This window comes from Paenibacillus alba (genome assembly GCF_013204855.1).
GTDB classification, from domain to species: Bacteria; Bacillota; Bacilli; order Paenibacillales; family NBRC-103111; genus Paenibacillus_E; species Paenibacillus_E alba.
Genome location: NZ_JABMKZ010000014.1, coordinates 14,514 through 31,883 on the forward strand (window position 1 = coordinate 14,514; position 17,370 = coordinate 31,883).

At 44.7% G+C, this 17,370-nt stretch carries 18 protein-coding genes; 7 read left to right on the forward strand and 11 right to left on the reverse strand.

The features are described 5' to 3' along the window. Positions 1-6 precede the first annotated feature (6 nt). The 4 genes from HQN90_RS18345 to HQN90_RS18360 all read right to left on the reverse strand — a co-directional run bounded on the left by HQN90_RS18345 (position 7) and on the right by HQN90_RS18360 (position 4,142). A complete protein-coding gene (locus HQN90_RS18345; protein ID WP_173221324.1) occupies positions 7-1,854 on the reverse strand; it encodes an adenylate/guanylate cyclase domain-containing protein in 1,848 nt (615 codons plus the stop codon). Between the two features lie 172 nt (positions 1,855-2,026). Beyond that, on the reverse strand, positions 2,027-2,260 hold the full coding sequence (locus HQN90_RS18350) for a ferredoxin (protein WP_079413773.1): 234 nt from the start codon (positions 2,258-2,260) through the stop codon (positions 2,027-2,029). Between the two features lie 67 nt (positions 2,261-2,327). Next, positions 2,328-2,834, reverse strand: coding sequence for a molybdopterin-guanine dinucleotide biosynthesis protein B (gene mobB / locus HQN90_RS18355; protein WP_173221326.1), 507 nt, complete (start codon positions 2,832-2,834; stop codon positions 2,328-2,330). A 6-nt stretch (positions 2,835-2,840) separates the two neighbouring features. Beyond that, complete coding sequence (locus HQN90_RS18360) at positions 2,841-4,142, reverse strand: DNA polymerase IV (protein WP_173221328.1); 1,302 nt, start codon at positions 4,140-4,142, stop codon at positions 2,841-2,843. Positions 4,143-4,357: 215 nt separating this feature from the next. Here HQN90_RS18360 and cimA point away from each other — a divergent pair, with 215 nt between their 5' ends. Further along, positions 4,358-5,977, forward strand: a complete 1,620-nt coding sequence (gene cimA, locus HQN90_RS18365; RefSeq protein ID WP_173221330.1) for a citramalate synthase — start codon at positions 4,358-4,360, stop codon at positions 5,975-5,977. Between the two features lie 60 nt (positions 5,978-6,037). On the opposite strand, the gene HQN90_RS18370 is transcribed toward cimA, so the two are convergent. Further along, positions 6,038-6,571, reverse strand: coding sequence for a TlpA disulfide reductase family protein (locus HQN90_RS18370; RefSeq protein ID WP_173221332.1), 534 nt, complete (start codon positions 6,569-6,571; stop codon positions 6,038-6,040). 134 nt (positions 6,572-6,705) lie between these two features. On the opposite strand from HQN90_RS18370, the gene HQN90_RS18375 reads away from it, so the two are divergent. Together HQN90_RS18375 and HQN90_RS18380 are read left to right on the forward strand one after the other, a co-directional pair. Beyond that, a complete protein-coding gene (locus HQN90_RS18375) occupies positions 6,706-7,929 on the forward strand; it encodes an MFS transporter (protein WP_173221334.1) in 1,224 nt (407 codons plus the stop codon). 42 nt (positions 7,930-7,971) lie between these two features. Next, positions 7,972-8,400, forward strand: a complete 429-nt coding sequence (locus tag HQN90_RS18380) for a M67 family metallopeptidase (protein WP_173221336.1) — start codon at positions 7,972-7,974, stop codon at positions 8,398-8,400. On the opposite strand, the gene HQN90_RS18385 is transcribed toward HQN90_RS18380, so the two are convergent. From HQN90_RS18385 to HQN90_RS18395, 3 genes are read right to left on the reverse strand one after another with little or no spacing between them, the layout of a single operon-like run. Beyond that, positions 8,394-9,128, reverse strand: coding sequence for an exonuclease domain-containing protein (locus tag HQN90_RS18385; RefSeq protein ID WP_173221338.1), 735 nt, complete (start codon positions 9,126-9,128; stop codon positions 8,394-8,396). The genes HQN90_RS18380 and HQN90_RS18385 overlap by 7 nt on opposite strands. A gap of 43 nt (positions 9,129-9,171) precedes the next feature. Next, positions 9,172-10,260 carry a DUF294 nucleotidyltransferase-like domain-containing protein gene (locus tag HQN90_RS18390; protein WP_173221340.1) on the reverse strand — a complete coding sequence of 363 codons (1,089 nt, stop codon included), beginning with the start codon at positions 10,258-10,260 and terminating at the stop codon, positions 9,172-9,174. A 39-nt stretch (positions 10,261-10,299) separates the two neighbouring features. Beyond that, positions 10,300-11,685 (reverse strand): ammonium transporter, encoded by a 1,386-nt coding sequence (locus HQN90_RS18395; protein ID WP_173221342.1) that lies wholly within the window; start codon positions 11,683-11,685, stop codon positions 10,300-10,302. Positions 11,686-11,988: 303 nt separating this feature from the next. Between HQN90_RS18395 and HQN90_RS18400 the strand changes: the two genes are divergently transcribed. Next, on the forward strand, positions 11,989-12,429 hold the full coding sequence (locus HQN90_RS18400) for a MerR family transcriptional regulator (protein ID WP_079413782.1): 441 nt from the start codon (positions 11,989-11,991) through the stop codon (positions 12,427-12,429). A gap of 20 nt (positions 12,430-12,449) precedes the next feature. After that, a complete protein-coding gene (locus tag HQN90_RS18405; RefSeq protein WP_173221345.1) occupies positions 12,450-13,142 on the forward strand; it encodes a zinc metallopeptidase in 693 nt (230 codons plus the stop codon). A gap of 73 nt (positions 13,143-13,215) precedes the next feature. Here HQN90_RS18405 and gltC read toward each other — a convergent pair whose 3' ends face one another. Continuing rightward, positions 13,216-14,100, reverse strand: a complete 885-nt coding sequence (gltC, locus tag HQN90_RS18410) for a glutamate biosynthesis transcriptional regulator GltC (protein ID WP_173221347.1) — start codon at positions 14,098-14,100, stop codon at positions 13,216-13,218. Between the two features lie 172 nt (positions 14,101-14,272). On the opposite strand from gltC, the gene tpx reads away from it, so the two are divergent. Then, positions 14,273-14,791, forward strand: coding sequence for a thiol peroxidase (gene tpx, locus HQN90_RS18415; protein WP_079413785.1), 519 nt, complete (start codon positions 14,273-14,275; stop codon positions 14,789-14,791). 48 nt (positions 14,792-14,839) lie between these two features. On the opposite strand, the gene HQN90_RS18420 is transcribed toward tpx, so the two are convergent. After that, on the reverse strand, positions 14,840-15,229 hold the full coding sequence (locus tag HQN90_RS18420; protein ID WP_079413786.1) for a DUF1499 domain-containing protein: 390 nt from the start codon (positions 15,227-15,229) through the stop codon (positions 14,840-14,842). Positions 15,230-15,356: 127 nt separating this feature from the next. Beyond that, positions 15,357-16,703 carry an Nramp family divalent metal transporter gene (locus tag HQN90_RS18425; protein ID WP_173221349.1) on the reverse strand — a complete coding sequence of 449 codons (1,347 nt, stop codon included), beginning with the start codon at positions 16,701-16,703 and terminating at the stop codon, positions 15,357-15,359. A gap of 159 nt (positions 16,704-16,862) precedes the next feature. Between HQN90_RS18425 and HQN90_RS18430 the strand changes: the two genes are divergently transcribed. Then, positions 16,863-17,357 carry a GNAT family N-acetyltransferase gene (locus tag HQN90_RS18430; protein WP_173221351.1) on the forward strand — a complete coding sequence of 165 codons (495 nt, stop codon included), beginning with the start codon at positions 16,863-16,865 and terminating at the stop codon, positions 17,355-17,357. The last annotated feature ends 13 nt before the right edge of the window (positions 17,358-17,370 follow it).

Genomic DNA, 17,370 nt, shown 5'->3' on the forward strand with positions numbered 1-17,370 from the left:
CATTCGTTACAGATGTCCGATGACTTCATAAACAGCAACCGGTTTTTCTTTCCCTTTTACTTTAATTTCGCCAATGGATTCAATCTCAAAAAGGTCTTTAACCCTTTCATACGTCTGCTCGCTGATTAAAATCTGCCCTGGCTTCGCATTGGATTCCAGGCGTGCCGACAAGTTGACGGTATCCCCAATAGCGGTGTAATCCAGCCTCAAATCCTCAGAACCGATATTTCCGACGACAGCAGGACCACTGTTGATGCCCAGACCAAACTTCACGCCGATCCCATATTTCGCGATCAATTTCTGTTCCAGAACATTCGCTTGCGATTTCATTTCAATCGCGGCGCGAACGGCCATTTCCGGATGATTCTCATATTCAATTGGAGCGCCGAACATCGCCATAACGCCATCACCGATGAATTTATCCAATGTTCCATTGAATTTAAAAATCGCTTTCGTACACACATCCAGATATTCATTCAAAACCTGAATCACTTGCTCGGGCTCCAGCTTTTCTGACATTGGCGTAAACCCGCGAATATCTACGAAAATAAGGGAGATATCCTTGCGGCTTCCGCCAAGCTTTACATCTTCACCGGACTGGAGCAGCTCATCAACAACGGTTTTGGATACAAATCTGCCGAAAATGCCTGTTACACGATTGCGCTCTTTGCGTTCGTCCAAATAGTGGCTTACCAACGACCAAATGTAGATGGTTACCAGTGCAAACTGCGGATAAACGAGCGGAAGGAAGATCGATCCGGCCGTATAGCAAAGCAGCCACACCCCGCCATAAAGCACTAGCATCCCTAAGAAAATAAAGAGGGCAGTTTTGCCTTTGAATCTCTCGAATAAGAAAATCGCTAGTAGAGAGATAAGCAAAATGATGCCAACACCAAGAGGCTTGCTTGCATCCTTATAAAATTTGCTTTCCAGTATAGTTTGGATCATATTCGCATGAATTTCGATACCGAACATCTTGACTGAGCTAATCGGCGTTGGGTATTCATCCTGCATCGCGGTGACGAAGGGACCAACCAATACGATACTGCCTTGCAGCGGCAGCGGTTTCTTGCTATTCATCACGTCAACGAACGAAAGCAGCTCGTAACCTGTTGTTGCATCCACTTTTTGTCTCGGCAATGTGAAGAATTCTGTTGTCACTTGATTTTTCTCATTGGTCGGCAGCACGATATCGCCGCTTTTCCATTGTCCTGTCGCGGCATCTCGTTTCACTTTGTTCTTGTCGTCAAGAACGAGATTCGCAAGCGCAACACTAAAGGCAGGTATGTAGGCACCATTCTCGTCAGGCAATCCAACAGGCAGTTTACGGGCCTTTCCGTCCTTATCCACAAACACATTAATATGTGCCATTTGTTGCCTATTGGTTGTTAACGATGGCGTGGGGTAGTCAACTTTCTCAGGAATGAGATCGCCTGCTTGCTGTTGCTTGGAGGGATAGTTAATTTGAACGGGCATGATGACATTGTAGTATTTGGCCAAAACATCAGCTAAAGCCTTATCATCGGCGGGGTTTTTCGAAGGTTCAGCCAAAACAACGTCTATGCCGATAGCGGCAGCGCCGGATTCCTCCAGCTTCTCGATCAATTGCGCGTAGGTTGTTCGATCCCAAGGAAACTTTCCAATTGCTTTTAATGATTTTTCATCAATTTTCACAATTTTGATACGGTCCTCAGGCTGGCGTTCGTCAATTGATTTCGCTTTACGCAAACTATCTTGAAGCGGACCTTCGACAAAATAAAATAAACCACTCGAGTTTACGGTGTAGAAATATGTCGACAACAGCATTAAAACTAGTCCTGCTGCCAAAGTCTGAATCCACTTCTTCTTACCCATAAGATCCTCCCTTATGATTTCTAGTTTCATTGTAAGATGAGCGGTAGGAAATGGCAATGAATTGTTACAAATTAATCCGAAATACAACAAAAAAAGGACCCCATTCCTTAGACAGGAATCGAGCCCTTTCGACATTCTGTGAATTCATCTCACAAAATTCAGGTTTTTATGATTAGCTAAAAGGTGCATCTGCAACTTTGATGGAATCTGTTGGACAGCCATCTTGTGCATCCTGCAGATCATCGAACAGATCCTCAGGGATTTCAGTAACCCCTTTGTTACCGTCTCCATCAAAAATCACTTCCGCCAAACCTTCATCATCGTAATCATAGATGTCTGGAGCTGTAGCTCCGCAAGCGCCGCAAGCGATGCAAGTATCTTTATCAACAAATGTATACTTTGCCATGATTTCTACTCCTCCTCAAATTATCCTCATTGTAAAATATAATATAAATGCGGACAAAGTTCAAACCTTAAAATAGATTACTCTTAAAATAATGTTCAATGAAAGCTGCAACAGAAGGGATATCATTTAAATCCAGACAACGATACTCCGGAAAAGCAGTCTTCCGGACATCCATATCCGTCGCAATAGCAATCGGCCGCGGTTCAAGCTGCTGAACAATTTCGCTTTGTTCTATTGTACGGAATACGGCAATCTTTGGATGCTTTTCCTTCTTGAAACCTTCAATAAAAATATAATCGTAATGAGCATATGCCAATAACTGCTCTTGTAAACTTACATTACCCTTCTTCTCATAGATATGAATCATATCGGGAGATAGTGTCATAACCGCATCTGCACCTGATTCTGCGAAAATCGCCGAATCTGCTCCCGGCACTTCTTTATAATGTCCATGAGCATCATGTTTCATTACGGCAACTCGGCAGCCTCGCAGCTTCATTTGAACAACGAGCTTGGCAATCAGGGTTGTTTTTCCACTATTTGAATAACCAGCGAAACCTATGCAATGCGCCAATACTCATCACTTCTCCTCTTCCTTATGAAGCGGATTGTTTTTCAAATGATCCATCTGCAGCGACGTTCCTCTAGCTTTATGGTTTCTAATAAAAGCAGAAGGATCGTCACTCATCATTCCGGCCGTAAGAATGGCATTTTCTCCAAATTTATCACGAAGCCCATCCATGATCTTATTCAAATTGTCTCTGCGAGGCTGCTTCTCATAACTAAACAGATCCAGCTGAACAAAAGTTTCTTCCTTAATTGTTAAGTTTTGCAGCGTAATTCCCAGCAATCGAACAGGATTCCCCTCGCCCCATTGGTGATCATATAATTCACAAGATGTTTTGTAGATATCGTCCATGTGCTCGGTTGGCGTCGGCAATGTCACAGAACGAGTAATCGTCCTCATTTCCGGATCGCGAATCGTGATTTGGATCGTCGATGCCATCAATTCCTGCTTTCGCAGCCTTCTGGCTACTTGATCGGCAAGGTTGAGAAACACGCGGTGAATCTCCTTCCTCTCCGTGTAATCCCGCGGCAGCGTCGTCGTGTGTCCAATCGACTTGCTTTGCTCCTGCTCTGGATTCACGAGCGAAGGATCAATCCCGTTGGCTGAACGCTTCAGATGAGGTCCAAGCACACCGAAAAACTTCGACAATAGCTCTTCATCGGCAGAAGCCAGCTCACCCAAGGTATGAATACCTAGCTTCGTCAGCTTGTCAGCTGTCTTTTTACCGATTCCGTACAAATAATGGCATGGTTTGTCCCAGAGAACATGTGGCACATCCCGGAGCCGAAGCACAGAAATCCCATTCGGCTTCTTCATATCCGATCCCATCTTAGCAAGCAGCTTATTCGGGGCGACACCAATCGAGCAGGGCAAGCTTAATTCCCTCATGATTCGCTGCTGTATATGACTCGCGATTTCCATCGGAGTTCCAAACTGCTTGGACCCGGTAATATCCACAAAGCACTCATCAATGGACATGGATTCCACCATAGGTGAATAACTATAAGCAATCTGCATAAAACGCCGAGAGAAATTCCGATATAACTCAAAATCAGGTCGGATCAGAATTAAATCCGGACATATTTTCAAAGCCTGCCTGACCTGCATCCCTGTTTTGATCCCCATCCCGCGCGCTGTATAAGATGAAGTAACAATAATTCCTTTGCGAAGCTCAACGCTTCCGGCAACCGCAATCGGCTTTCCTTTATATAACTCAGGCTCCACAGCCTCATGTACAGAACAGTAGAACGCATTCATATCGATGTGTAAAATGACTCTGCCTTGTTTGGGATAATGATGCCCCACTGTCACCATGCTGCATTCCTCCCCCTCATAAAAAGACAGTAAATTCGAGCCATTTTCAGCATACAAAAAAATATTGTTTCAAGCAAACGCATTTTTGCGTTATGATGTCCTTACCCATAATAATATGGTATAATCGTAAATTATACATTAACGCTTTAAAGCAAGCACAGACACAAGCCTAACGAACAACGAAGTCACTTTGCTAGCTTTTGAAGGAGGAACCCATGCCAACATCAGTCAAAATCTTCGACACCACACTACGAGACGGAACGCAAGGAGAAGGCATCAGCCTATCTGTCGAGGACAAAATTAAAATTGCCCGCAAGCTCGATGAGCTTGGGGTTCATTATATTGAAGGCGGATGGCCGGGCAGCAACAGCAAGGATATTGAATTCTTTGAACGCGCTCGTGAAATGAAGTTCACGAATGCGAAAATTACAGCCTTCGGAAGCACGCGGCGCAAGGATTCACTGGCTGCGGATGATATCAACTTAAACAGACTTGTGGAGTCAGGCGCGCAAGTGGCGACCATTTTCGGGAAATCATGGGATTTCCATGTCACCACCGCGATTCAAACGACACTCGAAGAAAATCTCGCTATGATTTATGATTCCGTTCTTTATTTGAAAAGCAATGGGCTTGAAGTTATTTATGATGCCGAGCATTTCTTCGACGGATACAAAAACAACCCTGAATATGCCCTGCAAACCATCACCAAAGCACAGGATGCCGGTGCGGATTGGATCGTTCTTTGCGATACGAACGGCGGCTCTTTGCCAAGTGAAGTCACCTCTATCGTAACTACCGTTAAACAGCACATTACGACTCCTGTAGGCATTCACGCTCATAATGATTGTGAACTAGGGGTAGCCAACAGCCTCGCAGCCGTCCAAGCTGGCGCAGGACAAGTCCAAGGCACGATTAACGGCTATGGCGAGCGCTGCGGCAATGCAAACCTAAGCTCCATCATCCCCAACCTTCAATTGAAACTGGGCTATCATGTGATATCAGAGGATCAATTGAAGACATTGACGCCGGTATCCAGATATATCAGCGAGATTGCCAATATGCATATGCCGGTCAACCAACCTTATGTCGGCAATGCTGCTTTCGCCCACAAAGGCGGCATTCACGTATCTGCCATTCTCAAAGATGCCAGTACGTATGAACATACGAAACCTGAGCTTGTCGGCAACAAACAGCGCGTGTTGGTGTCTGAGCTAGCAGGCCAAAGCAATGTCCTCGTCAAAGCACAAGAGCTGAATCTGGACTTCAACAAAGATCCACAGAAAACAAAAGAAGTCATCGAGCGCATCAAAGATCTTGAACACCAAGGCTATCAGTTTGAAGGCGCCGATGCAACGCTTGAATTGTTGCTGCGCGAAGCTTTCGAGGGACTCGAGGAAATCTTCACATTGGAATCGTTCAAGATGCTTGTCGAGAAATCAGCGCATCATTCCGTCGTTTCCGAAGCGATCGTGAAAGTGAAGGTCCACGGAGAAACAATCTACACGGCAGCCGAAGGAAATGGTCCTGTTAATGCGCTTGACAACGCCTTGCGCAAAGCGATCATCCAATATTACCCTGACATCAAAAACGTTCATCTCTCCGATTACAAAGTGCGCGTCCTCGATGAGAAAGGCGCAACAGCTGGCAAAGTTCGCGTTTTGATGGAGTCAACGGATTTCAAAACCACTTGGAATACGTTAGGTGTCTCCAGCAATATTATCGAAGCCAGCTGGTACGCACTGGTTGACAGCTTGCGATATGCCTTGATCAGCAGACAACGGATCGAGCCAACCATCAAAGAGACAAACGAGCAACTCGGATTAGTGAATCACTAACTAATTTTTCATAGAAAAAGCTGCAAGTTAGCGCCAAACTGGCCAACTTGCAGCTTTTTTTCACCCTTTAATAAGTCCAGCAATTTTCTTATCCAGCTCCTTGGCCGACAGTACATGGATGACCTCTCGAACAACGCCATTTTTATCAATCAAGAAACTGGTCGGAATAGCCACAACTCGATATATCTCCGCATTCGTTCCTTGTTTATCCAGCAGAACCGGGAAAGGATACTTATGGGTCTCTACAAACTTCTTAATATTATCCATTTTATCACCGGGAGTCACGTTGACCGCATACAGATCAAATTGCCCCTGATACTTGTTGTATACATTGACCAGATCAGGCGCTTCTTCCTCGCAAGGACCACACCAGGATGCCCAGAAATTGACCAGCAGCGGCTTCTCGCGTTCCCCGCCTATTGAATAGGACTTGCCGTCAAGTCCTGTTAGAGTAAAAGATGGCGCTAAGAAATTAACTTGTGGCGCTTGTTCAGTCGGCATCAACGTTTCCTTATTTGCTCGCTGCGCATTTTGATAAACAGCAACCCCTGCCAATAGGACGACCAAGACAATTACAAAGATATTTTTTTTCAAAACCATCATCACCCCCGCTCTGTCTATATTATCTCCAAATCCTCTGAATTTCCAACATCATAATCGTGAACAAAGTATGCTTTCCCCATAATTGGGAAAAGTAAACCTACCTCTCAAGCGGAAAGGAACTCACGATGGATAAAGCAGCTGCAGCAAGCAAAGGCTCAATCTGGGAATACATCGCTCTCGCTACAATTCCCTTGGTCCTTGTATTAGGCAATTCTATGCTCGTCCCTATTTTACCTGACATGCAGGAGAAGATGGGCATTTCACGTTTTCAAAGCTCACTGGTCATCACCTTATTTTCCATAACAGCAGGTCTCATCATTCCCGTGTCAGGATATTTATCCGACCGCTTCACGCGAAAGGCCGTCATCATACCTTCGCTCATCGTGTACGGCGCAGCAGGCATCCTGGCAGGCTTCGGAGCAGTTTGGTCTTCCTATCCCATCTTGATCACAGCGCGAGCGATACAAGGCTTAGGAGCGGCAGGTACCGCCCCTATCGCGATGGCTTTGGTTGGAGATTTGTACAAGGGTGGACAAGCTAGCAAAGCACTAGGTCTCATCGAGGCTTCGAATGGCACAGGCAAAGTCGTAAGCCCCATCATTGGATCTTTATTAGCTTTAATCGTTTGGTTTGCGCCGTTTTTCGCCTTCCCGTTGTTTTGTCTATTAGCTTTGCTCGCCGTCATCTTCCTGATTAAAGAACCGCCCAAGGAGAAGAAAGCGGACCCGCTCCCTGTTTATTTACAACAAATCAAAGGCATTCTAAAAGAAAAAGGACGTTGGCTGATCCCTGCATTTTTCGCAGGCTCTATCACACTGTTCATCCTATTTGGCGTACTTTTTTATTTATCTCAAATATTGGAGGAAGATCCCTACCGCATTGAAGGTGTGCGCAAAGGACTCGTCCTCGCCATTCCGCTCTTAGGCATGGTCATAACCTCCTACACGACAGGTGCGAAAATCAAACAAAACGGCACGCTCATGCGTTGGCTAATGAACATCGGTCTCATCCTGATGACAGCTTCATTAGCGTTAGCCATCTTTCTCAATGCCAACCTTTATATCTTCATTGGCTTGCTTACTCTAAGCGGTGTAGGTACCGGCCTGCTTCTACCCTGCCTGAATACATTAATCACGGGCTCGGTAGAACGAGATCAGCGCGGCATGATCACTTCTCTGTACAATAGTCTCCGTTTCATTGGGGTAGCTTTCGGCCCTCCGCTGTTCGGTTGGCTAATGAACATTTCGCACAAGACGATTTTTATTACCGTTTCTTCCATGGCACTATTGATGCTCATTCTGGTCTTCTTTTGCATTAAACCAAGTGGAGAAATGTCGAACAAAGCGTGATATACTTACCTCTATCCCCAATCAGACGAGGCGAATCATACCATGCTTGTACATATTCCCATGGAGCTTTACCAGCGCTTGGTTAGCTACAGCAGGCTTCAGCTCCCTCAAGAAGCATGCGGCTTCATTTTAGGTTCGCAACTAGACAATGATATCGGAGAGCGGCACGCTGCCGCATTTGCTCCTTTGCCCAACATTTCGAAACAGCCTCATACGCAATTCGAGATCAACCCAACAGCCATGCTGCCATTTCTGCTCGATCAAGAACATCCTGTGATCGGCATTTTTCATTCACACCCTACGGCGCCGCCTATCCCATCGCACCACGATCTCCAGAGCCTATGGCACACGATCCCAACCTATTGGATTCTCTCCCTGCAGCAGCCCGACCAACCCGACCTCCAGCTTTATCAAATAAAAAAAGCCACGCTGACCACCTATCACAAACTTTCGTTTGTCATCGGTCAGTGATGGCTCAGTAAGGCATATAGATCACCTAGCGTATCTACATCCCTTGATTTGATTTCATCCATAAATCGGGACCAAAGCTGTGCCGTCATCAAGGAATCCTCAAGGGCATGGTGGCGCGTTGTTACGGGTATCTCATAGGCATGAAGCAGCGAATCCAAGCTCAAATTTTTGCGTTTCGGCATCAACCACTTGGCAATCATCATCGTGTCAAGAACGCGGTGAGAGAGGCTGACCTTGGACGTTCGCCAAAGCGCTGAGTTCAAGAAATTTTTATCATGTCCAGTGGCATGAGCAACCAAGATTCTCTGCCCGACATACTCCAAAAAGTCACTCAATACTCCTATTAATTCAGGGGCCTCAGCCGCCATTTCATTCGTTATGCCAGTTAACTTTTCAATCTCTGCCGGTATTTTACGTTTCGGGTTTACCAAGCTATAGAAGGTATGATCGTATTGCACCTCTCCGCCAATAACGGAGACACCGCCAAACGAAATAATTTCATCACCATTATAAGGCGAAAAGCCGGTCGTTTCCAAATCAAAAACGATGATTTCCATCGAATGAAGCGGTATTTCAAATAAAGAGTCCTTCCGCTGTTCCTTCAACATAGAACGTATGAAAGCCATTTGCTGCGCACTTTGCACATCAAACATAGAGGTAAGGGCCGGTGTCAGACCGCCCATCTTATACAACTGCCACATTCGACCAGCCGGACGCATATCTTTCATCCCGAATTCTCCCTCCCCCGCTGATGCTCCAAAACCAAGTATTCTAACCTTTTTCTTTTTCTTTTTCTATGTGAGCACCAATTGTTTTCTTCACAAACTTCTGCAATTCAATGCCCGTTCGCAAGCATTCTTTGAGCTCTTGTTTTATTTCTTTCGTCAATTGCTCGGCACTAAGCTTGCCGCGCGTTGTATACAACTCATTTTCCACCTGAAATGGCGTTAAATCTCTCAGCTTGAGCGCGACATCAAAGGCTCTCTGCCAGTCATTAGCCAAAGATTCAGGAATATGCGAGTCTCCTTTTAGTTGATTAATTCTTTCCACTGTCGAAGAAGTATGAAGGCCGGCTTGGATGGCAAGCAGTCGAATCCCATTCACTATTGGAATATAGGCACCATATTTAATATCAAAACCTCCGGCATCTTCCCCATATCGCTCAGTAATCAAGTGTCCAAATACACCAAGTGATATTTTGTGGTGAAGCGTATTGGATAATAAATCATTCAAAATGCTCGGATGTTCCCTCACATAATCAAGGAATCCCGTTCTGAGCCTGTGAACCAAAGCTTGCGCCCCATAAATGCTGCGCATATCGGCCAAAATAAGCAAATACCGAACATTTTCCCACTCAGGTTCCTGAAACCATGCCAAAACCATGTCCATATAGTCTGAAAATGACTTCCGCCACTGTTTGTTGCTTGAAACAACATTTCCCTCACAAGGAGGATAACCTAACATTTCAAGACCTTGAAGAATACAGGCTACTAATTTATTAAAATAGGCTTCAAGCTCATCTTCCGAGTGGTGTTCACTATCTTCATAAATTAATCCGTTATCCTGATCGCTCCAAAGCGTCTGCTCACTTCGCCCTCCGCTGCCAAATAAAATAAAAGCATAAGGGACAGGCGGTTTTCCAAATCCCTCATCCTCTAAGATGTGTTCAGACAATTCAATTGTTCTATGAATAAGGGCATCATGGATTTGGTTCACCTGTCGCCCAAGGGCTGGTGAATGAGAGAAAAGGAGATGCTCCCGAATCATCTCATGCACCTGATCTCTGGTTATGCGCATCTCATCAAAGTGTTCGGATTGATAGATACGTTCCAGGATCTGTTCCATTGAGAGATGATTCATGTTGCATCCCCTTTGCTCTAGTAGAAAGTGTATGTGATATTAAACGGATACTCCGTTTTGAGCTGCTTTTTTCATTTGTTCCGGGTAACCGTAAGAACCATGCTCAGACAGATCGAGACCGATAATTTCTTCTTCTTCTGTAACACGAAGACCTACAGTTGCTTTCAGAATACCTAAGATAATGAAGGAAAGAACAAGTACGAAAGCCAATGCACCGAATACGCCTAGCGCTTGAATACCCAATTGGTGTACGCCGCCGCCGTAGAATAAGCCTGCACCACCAACGCCAACTTTCGCAGAAAGCTCAGGTGTAGCGAACAAACCAGTGGAAAGTGTACCCCAGATACCAGCGATACCATGTACGGAAAACGCGTAGATCGGATCGTCGATTCCAGCTCTTTCGAACCATTGTGCTGTGAAGAAAGTAACAATACCGGCAACCGCACCAATGACGATAGCTGCCCATGTATCTACGAACGCACACGCCGCCGTGATGGCAACAAGCGCTGCGAGAACACCGTTCAACATGCTAGGAATATCCGCTTTACCAAAGTACATCCAAGAAATAATCAGAGCAGCAACACCGCCCGCCGCAGCAGCCATATTCGTTGTCAAAGCGATGTAACCGAAGAATCCATCGCCCATTGCACTGAGTGTACTACCTGGGTTGAAACCGAACCAACCGATCCAAAGAATGATAACACCGAGAACAGATAAGACTTGGTTATGACCGGGAATCAAGTTTGGCGTTTTATCTTTATTATATTTGCCAATACGTGGTTTTAACAAGATCGTTGCTACTAACGCTGCCGTTGCACCTTGTAAGTGAACAACCGTGGAACCCGCGAAATCCTGCATCCCCAATTTGCTCAACCAACCGCCGCCCCATACCCAGTGAGCTACGATCGGATAAATCACGACTGTGAAAAGAATTCCGAAGATGAAATAGACAGGAAGCTTCGCTCTTTCCGCAAATCCACCCCACGCAATCGCCAAGGATACACCCGCGAAAGCTAATTGGAACAAGAACTTGATGCCAATCGGCACATCAGAAGCCGACAAGGATCCGAAAGCAGCAGTCGCTTGATCTTCCAAGCCTGTAACGAAGAATCCCGTCGTTCCGAAGAAGGCATTTCCATCACCGAAGGCAAAACCGAAACCCACTGCCCAGAAAGCGATGGCGCATAGTCCAAAAGTTAAAATTGTTTTACCGGCTACGTGACCGGCATTTTTCATTCTAGTTGACCCCGCTTCTAATAAGGCAAATCCAGCTTGCATGAAGATGACTAAGATTGCGGCTAACATGACCCAAACAGCATCGATAGCACTTTGAAGTTGGGGTATCGTTGCCTCATCTGCAGCAAATGCGAGAGTAGGGAACAATAATGCCATAACGCCGAAAGCTAACAACAACTTCTTAACCATACGACCACTTCCTTTAATGTTAGATTAAGTAACATGTAATGAAACTCTTAATGTCATTATATACAGCTTATTTGGGTTTGACAATAGGAATTTCGCTAAAAAAATGAAAAAAGCGAAAAATAACCTGACATGAAACAGGCATAATTCGTGTTTTAGCATATTGGATGGCTAAAATGTTCCGAATTTGCTTAAAAAGCAATGTCAGCTTTTCCAAGCATCACGTTTGACTGTACGGTTTGTAATCAGGTATCATTACTATATGAAGGAAGTCGTACATACCATTGGAGTAGAGGTGAACATATTATGGGGAATGAGAAACTTTATAAAATCGGAGAACTTGCCAAACTTGCCGATGTCAGTCCTCGAACCATTGATTACTACACCAAGTTGGAGTTGATTGAGCCGGAGAAAAGATCTGATACAAACTACCGTCTTTATAGTGATGAAACCTTGAATCGATTGAAACGTATTGAAACAATGAAGAACGAGAAATATACCTTAGAGGAAATCAAAGCACACTTGCAACAATGGAGCAAAGTATCACCGGATGATACAGTGAGAGATAAGCTGACATCTCTCCAACTTCATCTTGAACAGTTAATGAAAGAAGCCAAAGAGCTTGGGCCCATTATCAGCCAATTGAAGCCTAATCAAATGAAAAAGCTGTACCGCATCTTAACGCAGCCCACCGCAGCTTGTATTGAAGCATTAATTGTTCTTCTAGGTAAAAATCCGTTCTCATAACGAAATCGGAGGCGTGTCTTATGTTCTATTTTCATCCTATGGATTTTCTCATCATTATCGCTTTCATCCTTTCCATGTGGGCCTCGTTCCGAGTTAGAGGAACGTTCAACAAATGGTCCACAGTCCCTGTGTATTCAGGAATGACCGGTGCACAAGCAGCGCGGCGCATGCTCGACGCCAACGGACTCTACGATGTTCCTGTAGAGGCTGTGCCTGGCAGGCTGACAGATCACTACGATCCGTTATCCAAAGTCGTTCGATTATCTGAACCTGTTTATTACGAAAGCTCAATATCAGCCATCTCCGTCGCCTGTCATGAAGTTGGGCATGCCATTCAGCACAAAGTGCATTACCCTATGCTCGTTGCAAGACACCGGATGTTTCCGGTTGTTAATTTCGCTTCCGGCGTCGCTCCTTTGCTCATCATAGCCGGCTTTATTTTTCAACAGATTCCATGGCTGCTTGGCCTGGGAATCATTTTCTTCGCAGCCGCCGTTGCTTTCCAATTAGTAACATTGCCGGTGGAATTCAATGCGAGCTCAAGAGCTCGTGATTTAATGATAGCCGAGGGCTTCATATCTAATGAAGAAGAGCGCGGCGTCGCCAAAGTTCTGAATGCAGCAGCACTTACGTATGTGGCTGCAGCGCTGATCTCGGTCCTTGAGCTTCTGAAATATATCATGATATTCAGCGGACGCAACAACAACGATTAAACCAAACAAAAAGATCTCCAAGTGATGTGCGATCGCACTCACGAGGAGATCTTTTTTCGGGCTTAGCATGAGGTTATTGAAAATACTCATGAAGAAACCGTCTGAACACTTCTGCCACAAGCGGCAGCTTCTCGCCTTTCCGACAAATCAAACCAACCGTCCGAGTCACCTGAGGATCCGTTACACGAATCTTGGTCGGCTGCATTTGACCACCTTCCATCAAAGCCATGGAAGGAAGCAAGCTAACGCCCATTCCAGCGGCTACAAGCCCGCGAATGGTATCCGTTTCTTCGCCTTCGAATTCAATTTTCGGAACGAAGCCTGCTTTGAGACAAGCCTCCATCACAATCGTACGCAGCGTATATTCCTCACTGAACATGACAAAGGACTCATGCTTCAACTGCTCTAATCGGATCGACGTGTACTCAGCTAAAATATGATTAGCCGGAATAATGGCATACAATTCTTCCGTAAGCAGAATTTCACCGGTGACATGCTCATGGGACTCCGGAAATGGCGAGATAAAGGCTAGATCGATTTCTCCCCGCGTAACATCGCGTATCAAGGAAGCGTACGTACCTTGACGCAATCTAAACTTTACGTTTGGATGATCCTTTTTAAAAGACGCAACAACAGCAGGCAATAAGTTGATCACCAGACTATGCGGAAATCCAATACGAATTTCCCCGGCTTCAGGGTCCAGAAACTCATGCATCTCCCCCACCGCTCGTTCAAGATCTGTCAAAATCCCTTCGATTCGGCTTAAAAACAGATGCCCAACTGAAGTCAGCTGTAGATTGCGGCCTTTTTGAACAAATAAATTAACACCAAGCTCTTCTTCCAATAAATGAATTTGACGGCTAACAGCGGACTGTGCAACATGCATTTCTTCAGCCGCTTGAGTCACGTGCTGCTTTCTTGCTACTTTAACGAAGTATTGCAATTGTCTTAATTCCACCTGGATGAATCCCCCGACTTTTCTTACATTGTGAATGAATTTGCAATCATGGAGCTGATTCCTTTATGCTTCTAAATTATAGCCTCACACCAGCGATTGGACAACCTAAGTTCAAAAAGCTTATAATAGATAGGTTGTTAATAGCATGGAAAATAAAGGAGGAACTGTTCAAATGGCTCAAGAACGTACTGGTGTTGCTACCCTTAAAAGCAATCCGATTACTTTGGTAGGACCCGAAATTAAAGTTGGTGACAAAGCACCAAACTTCACAGTGAACAAAGATTTGATGACGCAAGTTTCCCTTGCAGACTATGCTGGTAAAGTAAAACTAATCAGCGTTGTTCCTTCCTTGGATACAGGCGTATGCGATGCGCAAACGCGTCGTTTCAACGAAGAAGCAGCTGGCCTTGGCGACAACGTAGCTGTTCTAACAATCAGTGTAGACCTTCCTTTTGCACAATCCCGCTGGTGCGGTGCTGCCGGTATCGATAAAGTTGTTACTTTGTCCGACTACAAAACAAAATCCTTTGGCGAAGCTTATGGCGTATTGATCAAAGAGCTTCAATTGGATATGCGCTCCATTTTCGTTATCGACGCTAATGACACTGTTCAATACGTTGAATACCTTGGCGAAATGACAGCTCACCCTAACTATGAAGCAGCTGTAGAAGCTGTCAAAAAATTAGTTTAATAGACACAAATAAAACAGCAAGGAGGCCTAGCTTCCCTGCTGTTTTTGTTATCCTTCAATCTTATATGAGGCAAGCTTACGATCTAATTGTTTGTAAATATCTATAATGGTGCGGTAATTGGAGCCCAGGTCACCCATAGATCCTCGGGAAGCCGAATAAATATCTACCGCTGTTTTTACCGGGTTAATTCCAAATAACGTTAAGGTAACATCCTGCGTTCGCCCCGTCATCGTCTTGCGTTCTGCTAGAATTTCACCAACATTTTGAACTTCGTGAAGAAGCTTGTAACCCGGTGTTTTCTTCAAAACAGCAGTTACTTCTTCCCAAACCTGATCTTTTGGAAGCTTATAATATCTTGTTTTAAGCAAAGGATCTTTGGCTTTATCTCCGGTCGTTTCATGACTGCGAAGTAATCCTATTAAAGTTCTCTTAAGCAAAAGCCTTTTCCCCCTTCAATGAAGTGCATCTAGACCGCATGCCATTTCTACACTGTTCTCTATCTTACCATTGTTTAGGCGTAAGAAAAAGAGGGAAAATGAAATCAGGGGGATTCACGCTATTTAATTACCCAAATATAGTGGTATACAACAAGTAAGCATTCAATCCTGCAATGACGACGGCCACGATCCAGCTTAGGATAACCATCCATTTCGGCGTTACGAGCACGCCCATTTTTTTACGGTCAGAAGTAAACTTAACTAATGGAATAACGGCAAAAGATAATTGCAATGATAAAATGACTTGACTAAGAATAAGCAAATCGGTCGCACCGCTCTCGCCGTAGATCCCAATCACGATGACAGCCGGTATAATGGCGATTATTCTCGTAATTAAGCGGCGCAGCCATGGCGATAACCGAATATTCAGAAAGCCTTCCATGACAATTTGCCCAGCTAACGTTCCTGTTAATGTGGAGTTTTGGCCTGAAGCCAAGAGTGCCACCGCAAAGAGAATACTGGCCGCTCCTGTTCCTAGCATAGGTCCAAGAAGATGGTAAGCATCTTGAATTTCGGCTACTTCTTTGCCTGCGGAATGGAAAGCTGCCGCGGACAAGATCAGGATCGCTGCATTAACGAACAAAGCCAGCATTAAAGCAACCGTTGTATCAATCGTTGAAAATTTAATGGCTTCTCGTTTTCCTTCAATCGTTGGTTCAATTTTACGAGTTTGCACAATCGAAGAGTGCAAATACAAATTATGAGGCATAACGGTTGCCCCTAGAATACCCAAAGCAATATATAGCATAGCCGGGTTGGAGACAATCTCTGTTCTAGGAATAAAGCCAGCAGCTACAGCTGCAAAGTCAGGTCTAGAAAAAATGAGTTCCATAACAAAACAAATAATAATAAGTGCCATCAAACTAATAACCATCGCTTCAATATAGCGGAAGCCTTTTTTCTGCAGCAGAAGTACCAGCAAGACATCTATCGAGGTAAGTATGACACCGTAAATAAGCGGCATCCCAAATAATAAATTCAAAGCAATCGCAGCACCAATCACTTCCGCCAAATCACAAGCAGCGATCGCAAGCTCGCACAATATCCACAGTGCGAATGAGACCGGCTTACTATAATGATCCCGACAAGCTTGCGCTAAATCCCGTCCTGTGACAATACCAAGACGTCCAGACAAGGCTTGCAGGAGAATCGCCATTAGGTTGGAAATTAAAATAACAGACAAAAGCGTATAACCGAATTGAGAACCACCTGCCAAATCCGTTGCCCAGTTGCCCGGGTCCATATAACCTACTGCTACGAGATAACCCGGACCCACAAAGGCCAGTAACTTACGAAAAAATCCTGCTTTCTTAGGGACATGCATACTGTGATGAACTTCAGGCAGACTTGGCATAGAAGACTTACTCTTCCATCCACTCGGCTCTTGATCTGGTTTTTTGTAGGCTGCTTCCATGTTTATCTTCCTTCTTTCTCTAGACCAATAATGTTGTACTAAGGAAACTTATTTATATGAATTATACTACATAAATTTATTATATGCTATAGGTAAACAGTTATGTGCGAATGAAATAGTTTTTACCATGGGAAAAATTAATTAAGGAGCTGCCTACCAATGCTGATACGCCCCGTTATTACCGACCTTGAAGTTAGAATGGCTTACGAGATAGAAAGAGCTGTTTTTACCCCAGAGTCCGCCGCCAGCCTAGAAGCTTTTCAAATGAGGAAGAACATTTTCGGTCCCTATTTTCTCGTGGCTGAGACCGAGCCAGCTTCACAAATCGTTGGAGTAACTAACGGAATCAAACTGAGTCACATGGATTTATCGAATGAAAGCATTAAACAAGCAGGCCAATATGAAGTCGATGGCTCCTATTTTTGCATCCTCACGATTGCTGTTCACCCTTCTTACCAAAGGCAAGGAATTGCTTCCGCGCTTCTCAAACGCATCATTCGAGTGGCTCAAGACGATCAATTGAAAGGTATCGTGCTCATGTGCGAAGAACATCTGATCTCTTTCTATGAGAAGCATGGATTTCGTTACATCATGCCTTCGAACTCTTCACATGGAGGCATTCAGTGGCATGAAATGAATTTCATTTGGAAATAATTATTCCGTAAAA